This window comes from Vibrio sp. QJM3NY_39, from assembly GCF_057785895.1.
On the sequence record NZ_CM173506.1, the window covers coordinates 557,525 to 570,827 of the forward strand.

Annotated in this window: 12 protein-coding genes; 9 read left to right on the forward strand and 3 right to left on the reverse strand. The window is 43.7% G+C overall.

Annotated elements, in window-relative coordinates; genetic code table 11:
• Window positions 1–60 precede the first annotated feature (60 nt).
• On the forward strand, window positions 61–924 hold the full coding sequence (locus AC3CHU_RS18420) for a MurR/RpiR family transcriptional regulator (protein WP_004732501.1): 864 nt from the start codon (window positions 61–63) through the stop codon (window positions 922–924).
• A gap of 140 nt (window positions 925–1,064) precedes the next feature.
• Here AC3CHU_RS18420 and AC3CHU_RS18425 read toward each other — a convergent pair whose 3' ends face one another.
• Complete coding sequence (locus AC3CHU_RS18425; protein WP_488526156.1) at window positions 1,065–1,607, reverse strand: AAA family ATPase; 543 nt, start codon at window positions 1,605–1,607, stop codon at window positions 1,065–1,067.
• Window positions 1,608–1,660: 53 nt separating this feature from the next.
• Complete coding sequence (locus AC3CHU_RS18430) at window positions 1,661–2,200, reverse strand: hydrolase (RefSeq protein ID WP_488526157.1); 540 nt, start codon at window positions 2,198–2,200, stop codon at window positions 1,661–1,663.
• 191 nt (window positions 2,201–2,391) lie between these two features.
• Between AC3CHU_RS18430 and AC3CHU_RS18435 the strand changes: the two genes are divergently transcribed.
• The 7 genes from AC3CHU_RS18435 to AC3CHU_RS18465 all read left to right on the forward strand — a co-directional run bounded on the left by AC3CHU_RS18435 (window position 2,392) and on the right by AC3CHU_RS18465 (window position 9,550).
• A complete protein-coding gene (locus AC3CHU_RS18435; protein ID WP_488519540.1) occupies window positions 2,392–2,961 on the forward strand; it encodes a porin family protein in 570 nt (189 codons plus the stop codon).
• A 233-nt stretch (window positions 2,962–3,194) separates the two neighbouring features.
• Window positions 3,195–4,817: a phosphoethanolamine transferase gene (locus AC3CHU_RS18440; RefSeq protein ID WP_146455201.1), complete on the forward strand. Its 1,623-nt coding sequence runs from the start codon at window positions 3,195–3,197 to the stop codon at window positions 4,815–4,817.
• A 329-nt stretch (window positions 4,818–5,146) separates the two neighbouring features.
• Entirely contained in the window at window positions 5,147–6,082 is a 936-nt protein-coding gene (locus AC3CHU_RS18445; protein WP_054546020.1) for a CorA family divalent cation transporter, read from the forward strand.
• The gene (locus AC3CHU_RS18450; RefSeq protein WP_017078430.1) at window positions 6,082–6,657 is read left to right on the forward strand and encodes a mechanosensitive ion channel family protein; all 576 of its coding nucleotides are present in this window, start codon (window positions 6,082–6,084) and stop codon (window positions 6,655–6,657) included. Before AC3CHU_RS18445 ends, AC3CHU_RS18450 begins: the two co-directional genes overlap by 1 nt.
• Before the next feature lie 265 nt (window positions 6,658–6,922).
• Complete coding sequence (locus tag AC3CHU_RS18455) at window positions 6,923–7,750, forward strand: GNAT family N-acetyltransferase (RefSeq protein WP_488526158.1); 828 nt, start codon at window positions 6,923–6,925, stop codon at window positions 7,748–7,750.
• A 139-nt stretch (window positions 7,751–7,889) separates the two neighbouring features.
• Complete coding sequence (locus AC3CHU_RS18460) at window positions 7,890–8,729, forward strand: helix-turn-helix domain-containing protein (RefSeq protein ID WP_488526159.1); 840 nt, start codon at window positions 7,890–7,892, stop codon at window positions 8,727–8,729.
• 188 nt (window positions 8,730–8,917) lie between these two features.
• The gene (locus tag AC3CHU_RS18465; protein ID WP_054546024.1) at window positions 8,918–9,550 is read left to right on the forward strand and encodes an esterase/lipase family protein; all 633 of its coding nucleotides are present in this window, start codon (window positions 8,918–8,920) and stop codon (window positions 9,548–9,550) included.
• A gap of 190 nt (window positions 9,551–9,740) precedes the next feature.
• Here AC3CHU_RS18465 and AC3CHU_RS18470 read toward each other — a convergent pair whose 3' ends face one another.
• The gene (locus AC3CHU_RS18470) at window positions 9,741–10,715 is read right to left on the reverse strand and encodes an arginine deiminase-related protein (RefSeq protein WP_004732521.1); all 975 of its coding nucleotides are present in this window, start codon (window positions 10,713–10,715) and stop codon (window positions 9,741–9,743) included.
• A 665-nt stretch (window positions 10,716–11,380) separates the two neighbouring features.
• Here AC3CHU_RS18470 and AC3CHU_RS18475 point away from each other — a divergent pair.
• Window positions 11,381–13,231 carry an ABC transporter ATP-binding protein gene (locus AC3CHU_RS18475; protein WP_102450049.1) on the forward strand — a complete coding sequence of 617 codons (1,851 nt, stop codon included), beginning with the start codon at window positions 11,381–11,383 and terminating at the stop codon, window positions 13,229–13,231.
• Window positions 13,232–13,303 lie beyond the last annotated feature (72 nt).

The window sequence follows — 13,303 nt, forward strand, 5'->3', positions numbered from 1 at the left end:
TGGCTTGGTTCTTAAAAACTAAGCAATACGATTAGCCCCATCAACAAAGGATCAGGATTCTTGAGTTTAGAAGTAGATATCATTTCACAGATAACAGAGCGTTTTCCTGTTCTTCGTGATGCAGAAAAGAAAGTCGCCAAGTTGATCATGGACGACATTGATTTTGCTGCCAATGCCAGCATTACAGAACTTGCTGAAGGTGCTCAAGTAAGTGAAGCCACCATCACACGTTTTGCTAAAGCGATCGGCTGTAACAACGTACGTGATATGAAGATTAAGTTGGCTCAGACGCTAACCGTTGGCCAGCGCTTTATCCTCGAACCTGTTGACCAAACGGGTTATCAAGGTATCTACGAATCGATCAAGCAGAGCCTAGACATCAACCGCACTTTGTTCAAAGAGCAAGACGTTGAAACCGCAGTCAGCTGGCTGCATAACGCCAGACAGATCATTGCTATCGGCATGGGTGGCGGTTCAACCATTGCTTCTCAAGAGCTGCAACATAGACTGTTTCGTTTAGGCTACCCTGTGGTGTCGTACAACGACGGCTTGATGTCACGTATGGTTGCCGCCACGGCAGATGCCAATGACGTGATGGTGATGATTTCAGCGACAGGCTTTACGCCCGTGATCACTGAAACCGCAGAGCTAGCTAAGCAGTATGGACTTAAGATCATCGCGATTACGCCACAAGATACACCGCTAGCAAAAATTGCCGATATCTTGTTACCCATCAAGCATATGGAAACCGACTTCATCTACAAACCATCGGCTTCTCGCTACGCTATGTTGGCATTAGTGGATGTGCTTTCTATGGGAATCGCAGTCAATCACAAGAACCGTTCGCGCGACAAACTGCGCCGCTTGAAAGTTGCGCTCGATTCTTACCGAGGCGGTGGCGATAGACAGCCTCTTGGTGACTAAACGTTATCGCGACTAAGCTCCTCACTGTTAAGTCACCAAAAACTAAGTCATCACAAACTGAATCTGAATAAAAAATCCCCGCAGTATTCACTCAATCGAGTCGATACTGCGGGGCTTTTTCACTTGTGTGTTACAGGCTGTCACTCGCCAGAATTAAACGAAGCTAAGATAAACTCGACTCGGTCCTCAATAGATAGCTTGGGCACTTCCACCAGCTGATAACCAAACTGGGTATAAGCTGTCACCATCTTTTCATAAGTGGCGATCGCTTCCTCGAAATCTTGTTTACGTTCTTCGTCATTGATGAAAATCGAATCCCATGGCGGGAAGATAAATACCTTGCTGTTGTATTCAAGCTCATTGCATTGATTCAACAGATATTCAGAAATCGGCAAAGCTTCCAACAAGCTGTAACCGTATGAATCTACGATGCTTCTATCAAAGAAAACGCGCTGTTCACTCGATTCAAACGCTTGATAATTAGCGAGCTCTTTTCGTACCATTTCGTCACGAAAAGCCACTTTATCTAACCATGGCAAAGCATCTCCTTGTTGCTCGATTTGGTGTTGAATCACTTTACGCCCGACTTCTGGTGCGCAGCGATAGCCGTGACTTTTCAATGCATCGATAACCGAGGTTTTTCCTGAGCCCGGACCACCAGTAAATACGATTAGATTATTCAAACAAACCTCTTCAAAAGGGAAAATTAACGAATCGGGCCGTAACGAAACCCAAGTTAACGAATTAAGCCTAGGATCGGCTTAAACTCTGGTGCGCGACAATCTTTCACTAGCTCGTACAGGCTCATTTCCAACCCAGTTATTTGGACACCAGCACCTGTTAATCGGCGGATTGCCAAATCCTTGTTAAGTGCTGTTCGTGAACTAATGCAATCACCAACTACCTGAACCTTATACCCAAGCTCCAACAAACCCATGGCAGTTTGATAGACACAAATATGAGCCTCAATACCACACACCAACCACGTATCCACATCTTTGGCTTGCACTGCTTCAACAAACTTGGGCTCATCACACGCGTTGAACGTGAATTTAGTTACTGGCTCAACATCGCTCAATAAGTCATTCAGTTCGCTGACTGTTGCTCCCAATTTATCTGGATTCTGTTCCAAGTAAATGATGGGCAACCCCAAAACCTGCGCGCCCTTAATCAGCTTCCGACAGTTAGAAATAAGTGTCTCACTCTCATCAACAAGGCGTGCGAGCTTGCCTTGTACGTCCACAACCACCAAACCTGTGTTTTGCTTCGTTAGCATGTTTATTCCTTGTTTGAACAACCTGACTCAATAGGCAATCTGATGTGTATCTTTTCTACTATGTAACGATTCAACTTACAAAGCCATACAGTAATAGGTACAAGACTACGGAATAATGCTCACCAACGGTCGAAAGGTCGCAAAACAAAAATTATTGATACTGGCATGACATTTAAGAGTGAGTAACAAAGATGAACAAGATAACGAAATCAGCATTAGCACTGGGCTTAATCAGCGCAGTTTCTCTTCCAGCTTTAGCTGCGGGTACTGACGGCGGTGCATACATTGGTGGCGGCCTTGGCATATACCAAGATTCTGATACCGATGGTCAAGGTAGTTTAGATTCAGACGGTATGGGCTACAACCTATATGGCGGCTACCAATTCAACCGTATCGTTGGTGTTGAACTGGGTTACAACGATTACGCAGACTACAAAAAAGGGACTGCAAAAATGTCTCCGACGTCTGTTTCTTTGTCAGCAAATCTTGGTTACACATTCGACAACACAATCCGCCCATTCGTATTGGCTGGTTTAAGCTCTGTTGACCTGAACGCAAACAAAAGCGCTGGTTACGATGACGATAGCGGTACTGGTTTCCACTTTGGTGTTGGTGTTGAATACACGCCAATCGAACATCTAACATTGCGCCTAATTTCTCAAGCAGACGCAGTGAGTGTTGAGAACGACTACGGCTTTAAGAAAGAAGACAAAACACTTGCCTTCAACAGCATTAGCTTCGGTGGTTCATACAACTTCTAGTGTGATTGAACCACATAGAATAAGCTGAACATACTAATTCACTTTGCTGTTCCACCTTGTCATGAAGGTCACTCAGTAAAGTGAATTATTTGTTTCTACACGCCCTACCGCGTCATTTCACTTTAACCAGTTTATCGCTCGTCACGCCTAATTGAGATTTATGCGTTGATATTAGAGCTTTCTTGGTAGCGAGACTAAAATAAAGGGATAAGAGACGCAGGAACTCAACTACGATGAATCTACCACGCTTAAATATGTCGATAAACAAACTCCCTTTCGTGCTGGCTGTGTATTACCTGCTTGTCATTAACTTACCTATCTCACGCGAACTGTTCAATATTCTTAGTGCCTCACAAGCCGAAAGCATTGGGTTTATCATCTCGATCCCATTTTTCTTTCTCGCCGCATTCAACTTTATCTTTCAAGTATTCAACTGGCCTATATTCGCCAAAGCTTTTTTTATCTTGTTACTACTTACTTCTTCTTTAGTCAGCTACAGCATGTTCAACTACGGCATTTTTGTAGACTATGGAATGATAGAAAACGTCTTCGAAACCAACAGCGGAGAAGCCGCTAGCTACCTAAGCAGCTATTCTATTTTATGGTTTGTCTTGATGGGTGGAGTCCCGTCACTGCTTCTTTTGTTTACAAACCTTGAAAGAGAATCTTGGAAAGATTTTGCGATTTGGAAGTCGATAGGGCTGCTGTCTTCTTTGATCCTCATTGCCATCATTGCAGGGTTGTTTTACAAAGATTACGCATCGATTGGTCGTAATAACTCTCATCTTAAAAAGATGATCATTCCGACCGAATACGTCGCTTCAACCGCAAAATACATCAACAATACTTACATCAAAGAACCGATTCCTTACCAAGAAATCGGCTTAGATGCGCAGCTAAAACCAGAAGCTAAACAAGCTGAAAAACCAACCTTATTGGTGTTTGTTCTTGGTGAAACAGCACGTGTATATAACTACCAATATTATGGCTATGAGAAAGAAACCAATGCTCATACCAAACCCTATAACCCGATCTTTTTCTCTGATGTCCAGTCATGCGGAACAGCCACTGCGGTTTCTGTGCCATGTATGTTTTCTAACATGAACCGAAGCAACTACGATCGCGACAAAGCCTACAACCAAGATAACGTGGTCGACATTATGAATCGCGCGGGCATTCATTCTATCTGGCGAGAGCACGATGGTGGAGACAAGGCAGTCGCACATCGAATCAAAGAGATGACTCTCGTCGCCAAAGACAGCGACCCGCTGTGTAATAAAGATGTGTGCTATGACACAGCCATGCTAGAGAACTTCGAACAAGATACACAAGATCTAACTGAAAATAACATCCTTTTCTATCATATTTCAGGTTCTCACGGGCCAACTTACTATGAACGTTACCCTGAAGAACATAGGAAGTTTATGCCAGACTGCCCACGTTCTGATATAGAAAACTGCACCAAAGAGCAAGTGGTCAACACCTACGACAACACCATCTTGTACACAGATTTCTTTCTATCACAGGCTATTCAGAAGCTAGAGAAACTCACCGATAAGTACAATGTCGCGCTGATGTACATTTCCGATCACGGAGAATCATTGGGAGAAAATGGCATCTACTTACACGGCATGCCTTATTCATTGGCACCGAAAGAGCAAACCCATGTGCCTATGATCATGTGGATGTCTGATGGTTTCGCCGAGCAGAAAGGGATAAACCAGACCTGCTTAAGAAAGGCAGGCAAAGAACAGAGCTTCTCCCAAGACAACCTGTTCGACTCTTTACTCGGCCTAATGGATGTACAAACCAAAGAATACCGAGAGAACCAAGATATTTTTGCTTCGTGTCGGTAGTGTTTTTGCTTATGTAAATCATCGGAAAACTCGAGTTGCCTGAGCAAGCTCTCCTCAACTTCCCCGAAAAAGAAAAGACCTCGGTCTTTTCTTTTTTTTTCGTCGCTAACATGGATCCAGAGTGTTAATTTATAACGACGAAACAATGAGCTACATTTAATAGAGACAATAATGGAACAGTCCGTCGTGCTCCAAAGACCAACCTGTCTTATTAGACTTTATCTCACTCACATCGCTCATTGAACTTACCACGATTAAGCTCAGTTCAATACGGCACCTGAATGGCGCCGCAATATCAATGTTTACGTCATATCATTAAGGACAAATGAATGGACGCTTTCATAATTTCAAGCTGGCAATTTTCTGAGGGTGTGGCACATGAACACACCACCAGCCCAGCCTCATTCGAGCAATCAACTTGGTATCACTGCCAAAGAGATGCTGACGGTTTGAGAGAATGGCTCCACAGTAATACGGTTCCAAATGCCATAATCGATTCATTACTCACCGATGACACCCGCCCTCGATTTGAACAATTTGGCCACGACTGTTTTTTGATGATTCTGCGAGGCATTAATCTAAACGAAGGTGCTAACCCTGACGACATGCTTAGCCTACGCATCTTATGGTACAAAGGCACTTTAATATCGACACGCAAAGTTCCTTCAAAAGCGGTCAGTAATCTGATATCCGATCTCAAACAAAACCAAGGCCCGACATCATTACCTGATGTATTACTGGGCATGATTCGTGGAATCAACCACAGCATTTCAACCTTCCTAGTACCCGTCGAACTCTTGATTGACGAGTTAGAATCTACATCCAATATCGACATAAGATCGATTAACGCTCTGCATTCAAGGCTACTTAGACTCAGGCGCTATTTGAAGCCACAGAAATACGTTTTTGAGGACTTAATGAGTGACCTGCCTGCACCATTGAGTAAGCACAACAGTCATATAAAAAACAGCCTTGATACCATCCTGAGAATTAATGAGTCTGTTGAGTTTTACATCGAACAAATTAATGTATTTTTAGCGAGCCTAAGTCAGCAACAAGCTGAAAAAATGAATAGAAATACGTACCTATTTTCTATCATTGCGGGTATTTTCCTCCCTGCTGGGTTTTTCACCGGTTTGCTGGGTGTCAATATTGCAGGAATACCCGGAACAGATAACCCAATAGCATTCCCACTATTTTGCATTGGGTTGCTCGTGGTCATAGCGGCAGAGGTCATTATTTTGAAAAAATTGAGGTTTATTTAATGGTTGAGTTTTTGCAATCCAATATGTGGCTTAAACAAGTGGGTTTAGGTTTACTTCTTATCACTGTGTATTGGGTGATAAAACGCTTGGGGAAAAACTGGATAGAAACATTAGCGGAAAATAAGCGCGTCGAATTGAAGCGAAAGCAGTTCGTGATTAAGTGTTTCAATATCGTTCTGTTTCTACTCTTCATCGCTGTGTTTACGATTGTTCTTAACTTGGGTTTTGGTGATATTTCGCTGTTCTTGTCATCCATATTTGCGGTGCTGGGTGTCGCTTTATTCGCGCAATGGTCGATTCTAAGTAACCTCACAGCCAGCGTACTAATATTTTTCGTCTTCCCTTATCGCATTGGCGACAGAGTAAGAGTCGCGGAGAAAGACGAAGACATCAGCGGTGTGATCATCGATATCACCATGTTCCACGTTATTCTTCGACACAGTTCGGGCAACATTATCACCTACCCCAACAACCTGATTCTACAAAAGGGCGTGATAAAGGTCTTAGTTGAACCTGAGTTAAAGAGTGAAACTGTCGATACAAAACTCATCAAAGCTGAAGACTCGGGAAAGTAATGCGCCCGATTCAACGTCCCAATCAATAAGTTCAGCAGAGGGCAAAATATCTTGCCCTCTTTCAATTAACATCAGCTCTTCTGTTAACACCCACACACCTTTCAAAACTGTCGTTTTTATTCAATACCGGCCTCAAGCGGTCGCCTACAATTGCTGTCATTGATACGTGGCTCAGCTAATCAATTATCTCATCGTCAATTGACGTACCTGAGAACAAGATGGCGACCACGCACTCTATCGAATCAAGACAGCAGGAATTCAAGCGATGTTAGACATCAAAAAAATCTCAGCACTGAGTGACTTAAGCGAACTTAAAACGGCTTACTTTACTGAGTCAACAGCGCCACTCGATGGCATGTGGCACTTTGGCTTTGTGCCAATGTCTGACCATTTTGGTTTTTACGAAAACGGTAATCTTGTCGGTTATTGCGTATTGAATGGCGAAGGCTACTTACTTCAGTTCTACCTAACGCCAACAGCCAGCACTCATATTGAAGACTTGTTCACCTTAATCGTAGAGAACAACAGCTCTGTGATTGGTAAGGTGAAAGGCGCATTCGTGAGCACCGCTGAACCACAATATTTATCACTGTGTGTCGACAACACAGTGTCATTTAAAGTGAATGCGATGATGTACCGCCAAAACTCTCAAGCCAGATCTGATTGTGATTCAGACCGCATTGAAGAGAGAGAGATGAGCCTCTCGACAGAAGAACAACTGGAGCAGCTCGTTGAGTTTGCTTCATCAGCGATTGGCGCGCCAAAAGAGTGGCTCACCGGTTACTACGGTAATTTGATTGCCCGCCAAGAGCTATGGGGCTACTGGGAAAGTGACGACATTCTCGCTACTGGAGAGTGCCGTAAGTTCGATGAGCATCAAACACAGTTTGCCGACCTAGGTATGATTGTCGCACAAGAAGAACGCGGTAAAGGCTTAGCAACGCGTGTTCTTAACTTTCTAAAGCAGCACGCTAACCAGCAAGGTTTGGACGTTATTTGCTCCACAGAAAGCAGCAATATTGGCGCACAAAAGGCCATTAAACGCGCTGGGTTATCATCAAAACATCGCATCTTGCAGTTTGATTTTAGCTAGCTAAAGAAAGCAACTCAGCCATGATGCGGATTACCAAACATCAAGACTAAGTTCTAATAATAGATGCTCTTAAAAACTGTCACCTCCAACGATATCCACATATAGTTGGAGGTGACAGTCATCTGAAATAGAAGGTCTAATGATCAATTGGTTACAGTCTCCAAAATCCCCTGTAGTTGCTCAGTTCATTGATTGCTACTGGCTGATTGAAAAAACGCCCGACGCTCAAACTCATCAATTTCCGATACTCAACCCCGATCCATCAGCGCACCTGATCTTATCGCCAAGCGAGCAGGTTTATCACTACACGATTGAGCAACAGGTCGATCAAGGCATTGGTTGCCATCTGCTGCTGCCACACCATAAAGCCATCGAATTGGACCACTCGCGGCCATTCATTCACTTGGGCATCAAATTCCATGTCGGTGCCTTGTATTCATTGGCTATCCCAGATAGTCCTCACCCTAGCTTAGACGGCGTTAGTCCAGTCAATCTCGTAGGTTTGCTAAACAATCCAAACGCCGATGCAACGTCACTGATCAAGCTCGCCCAAACCGATGTTGAGGCCTGCTGTCAGCAGTTAGATAATTTGCTGCTTCCTTGGTTATCGACAGCTAAAACGGATAGGCACAACGAACTGACACGTAAGGTGTTGGGTGTGCTTGGTTCGACACCGATTGCAGAGCTTGGCGACAAGCTGTTTTGCTCGCAAAGAACATTGGAAAGAAGCTTCAACAAGGTAACAGGGCTGACATTAAAACAATGCCAATCGATGAACAAGCTCGAAGCGATGCTGGAATACTTGTATAAACGAAATTTTGATGACATTGATTGGATAGACGTCGCCTACCAGTTTGGATTTAGCGACCAGCCACACCTAATTCGTTACCTAAAGAAAACCATCGGTCTAACACCCAATACTTACTCTAAACAAGGCGGCCTAACCATTGATGTGTATGGTGGAGTGAGATCGGACTAACCCACTCTTTGTCCATCAAGCACTCTTTGTCTATAACGCGCATTCTTTCTATAACGAACGCTCTATCTATAACAAACGTCCTGTCTATAATGCACACCTCTGTCTTTTGTGTCCTATTAGTAGCAAGTTTTATTGAGTTTAGATTTGCGACTAAATATACTGGGGACATCATCAGACGGAGGACAAAAATGAATAATAAAAACAAACATATAGTTTTAATTCATGGTCTATATATGCCTGCGTTGATCATGCAATATCTGGATAGAAACTTCAAAAAACGCGGCTTTACAACGCACAAGTTTGCCTACAACTCGCTGCGTTTCCCTTCTGCAGCCAAACGTCTCAATCGTTTCGTGAATGCTCGTTTTAATGAGTATGATGAGGTCTATTTTTTCGGTCACTCACTGGGTGGCTTGCTGATTCGTCATTACTTTAAATTCTACCAACCACACTTCGCCGACACCTGCATTATTACAGCAGGCACTCCGCACAATGGGGCAACCATCGCCAAAACACTGTCTAATCATGGGCTTGGATTTATATTTGGTTCGAGCAAAATGATTTTAAGCGATGGCTTGGGTGACTACGATATTGATGTGCCGATTGGCGTGATTACAGGCACTTACGACGCCGGAGTTGGACGTATTGTACTGGGAAAAAATCCGGGGGATGGCACGGTAACACTCGAAGACGCAAACCTGAGAGGGGCAACGGATACTTACGCTCTCAAACTCAACCACACGGCGCTTGTCTACTCTAAGGAAGTCGTGGCACTGTCGGCTCAGTTTATCGAACACAGAGCTTTTAAGGACGCTTCATAGCTTTTCTCTGTTAGCTTTTTTTCCGCTGGCGCGCTAGCTCTTGTATCAAGCTCTGGTTCTATTATTTCTGTTTTCTTACTTCTGGTAGACCAATACAAAAATAGATAAAAACAAAAATACCACTCTGCGATAAGAGTGGTATTCAAAGATTCATTGCTAAAGTGAGTGCTTGTTATACTTTCTATACTTGTTACAGACGATTCACTCGCGTTGGTAAAAACACCTCACCCAACATGCATCGCACCGAACCACCACCGATGTCTTCGATCGTTTTAACGTTAAACGGTAGTAACTTTCCGTGTGTCGAAAGCTGAGCTAACTGAGCTGGAGAAAATGCATCGTAAGCCGACTGAGACATCGCGATTACCTTATCGCCATTCACGGTTTCCAATTGCAGAATGTTGCCGCAGAATCGGTTCATCTGATCGATCGAGATCGAGATAACTTGCTTGTCTTTGGCAAGAGATTTCACCACAAAGCGGCGTTCAAACTCAGGAATCACTTCATCACAGATCACGCAGAAGTTATCACCAATCGCCATCATCACATTGGTGTGATAAATCGGCTGACCCGACGGTAATGCCGTTTGGAACGAAACCACGCGAGAATAACCAATACGCTTCGCATAATCTTCTAATACTTCACGGTCGCAACGCTGAGAAAGCGCCGCATAGATCGTCTTATTGATGTGATCGATAACCATCACACCGGTGCTCTCTAGATAAGAACCTTGAGCAACGTACGACTCCATAGACTCACTGTGGTTAACAATGCGACCAGACGCTTCCAACACTTCAATAAGAGCAGTAGGCTTAACTTCATGCTGACGGTTTTCACAGGCCATAGGGAAAGTGAATAAACTTCCATCACTACAAGTACTGAACCAGTTGTTTGGGAACACTGCGTCAGGGGTTTCGACACCCAATTCTGGGTAATCAAACTCTACAACTTGCACACCTTCTTTACGCAACGAAGCCACCATAGCCTTAAATTCGGCCATCGTTTCTAGCTTCACCTCAGCTTCGGTCAGATTGACTCTGTGCTGAAACTCATTATCACGTGCTGTTTCTTCGTTAAATCGAAACTCTTTTGGCGGAACCATAACAACGCAATTGGCGTTTTGAACATTAGTAATATGAAGTGATTTTTTGTGTAGGTTTAACATCTCAACCGTCCCTATCTTTTATTTACCTCAGAATTGTAAACAACTTGTTACGACAAGATTCACTGAAAATAATAATGATTTGAATATTTATCCCAAACAATCACTGCAGATCTTAGATTAATCGGTAATTTTTACTGCAAGATAACAGCACATCAGAAAGAACCAACTGTATGCATATTCGTTAAGTCGCTTTATGGATAAATATTCCGATTTCATTTTCTCGCTCACCACGAGTTTTGGTTACAATTCAATCCATTTAACGTTAGGATTATCACCGTTGCATAACCATCAATTACGTTTGAAATAAGCTTAACTTTTCCTGTCTAATTCAATCTAAAATAAGCGTCATGAAAGACACTCTTTGGATCTTTCCTTCGTCACTTAAACAAAGTAATTAACGTTAAAGCTAAGCATTAACGTTGAAACTAAGCATTTAACGTTAAAACCAAGTGATTAAAGCTAAGTAATTAAAGCTAAGCGCTTAAACCAAGTACTTAGATAAGAGCTAGAACAACACCCATCGAATGACTCAATGCTTATAAGAACCCATGGGCGCTTATATAATTTCAAACTAAGACGGTAAAATTTCAAATCAAGACTATAAAAACAAAGCTGCACCAACGATGCAGTCGCTTATAGATGCACTAGTTTATAAAGGGAAATCTATGTACAAGAAATTTGAAGGCTTTACTGAAGCCTTTCCAAAGGGAGAGCCGATACAACCTCCTACTGGAATACTGGCATTCTGCCGCCATTACACTCGAGGTTTCGAAAAGCCGTTGATCTTGCTCGGGTTGATGAGCATGACCATCGCGATCATCGAAGTCGCGCTATTCGGTTACATGGGACAACTGGTTGACTGGCTATCAACAAGCAACCCCGAAACCTTCCTTGCTGATAATAAATCAACACTGATGGGGCTCGGCGTTCTACTGTTGGTCGTGATGCCAATCTTGATCAGCGTCTACTCGCTATTGCTTCACCAAACTTTGCTAGGCAACTACCCAATGTCGATTCGTTGGTTAGCGCACCGCTACCTTTTGAAGCAAAGCTTGTCGTTCTATCAAGATGACTTTGCCGGACGTGTCGCCACCAAGGTGATGCAAACCTCGCTCGCAGTACGTGAAACCGTGACCAAAATGGTCGATGTATTCGTCTATGTAACGGTCTACTTTACGGCAATGTTATTCATACTCGCAGAATCAGATTGGCGCTTGATGGCTCCGATGCTGGTTTGGTTGTTCATTTACGTCAGCATTCAGCTGCACTTCGTACCGAAACTCAAAGATGTGTCTTCTGAGCAAGCCGATGCTCGCTCGTTGATGACGGGTCGTATTGTGGATAGCTACACCAACATCGCAACGGTCAAACTGTTCTCACACAGCAAAAGAGAAACAGAATACGCCGAAGAAGGCATGGAAGGCTTCTTAGATACCGTCCATCGCCAAATGCGCTTAGTGACCGGCTTCAACATCTGCGTTGAGTTCGCTAACTACTTGTTGGTGTTCAGTATTGCCGGCATCTCTATCTACTTATGGCTAGACAACGCGATCACCGTGGGTGCAATTGCCATCGCAGTCAGCTTGGCTTTGCGTATTAACGGTATGTCGAAATGGATCATGTGGGAAATTGGTGGCTTGTTTGAAAACCTAGGCACCGTGATTGATGGTATTAAAACGCTGTCTAAGCCCATCGCTATTGAAGACAAAAAAGACGCTAAGCCTTTGGATGTGCCACAAGGTGGCATCAACTTCGATAACGTGAGCTTTAACTACGGCGAGAATAAGGGTGTGATTAACAACCTAAACCTCAACATCAAACCGGGTGAAAAAGTCGGCTTGGTTGGCCGTTCAGGTGCAGGTAAATCAACCTTAGTTAACTTGCTACTGCGTTTCCACGATGTAGAAAATGGCCGCATCCTGATTGATGACCAAGTGATCTCAGATGTCACGCAAGACTCACTGCGCAGCAACATTGGCATGGTGACTCAAGACACCTCATTGCTTCATCGTTCAATCAAAGAGAACATCCTTTACGGTCGACCTGACGCGACAGATGAAGAGGTGTATGCCGCAACCAAACAAGCGCACGCGCACGAGTTCATTGAAACGCTCACCGACCCGTTTGGTAACATTGGTTACGATGCTCAAGTTGGTGAGAGAGGCGTTAAGCTTTCGGGTGGTCAGCGTCAACGTGTTGCTATCTCACGCGTACTTCTGAAGAATGCACCGCTGTTGGTTCTGGATGAAGCAACATCAGCACTTGATTCAGAAGTAGAAGCCGCAATTCAAGAGAGCTTGATTGAGCTCATGGAAGGCAAGACCGTGATTGCAATTGCACACCGTTTATCGACGATTGCAGCAATGGATCGCTTAATCGTACTCGATCAAGGCAATATCGTTGAAGAAGGCACTCACCAAGAGCTGATTACACAAAATGGCATCTATGCTCAATTGTGGAATCACCAGACCGGAGGCTTCATTGCCGATAATCTTGACCAAGCGTCGAGTGCTTAATTTATGTGCTACTTTAAAAGTGCGGCGTAATTCACACCAATTTGTTAACTAATGGTAAATTACACGTGGCAG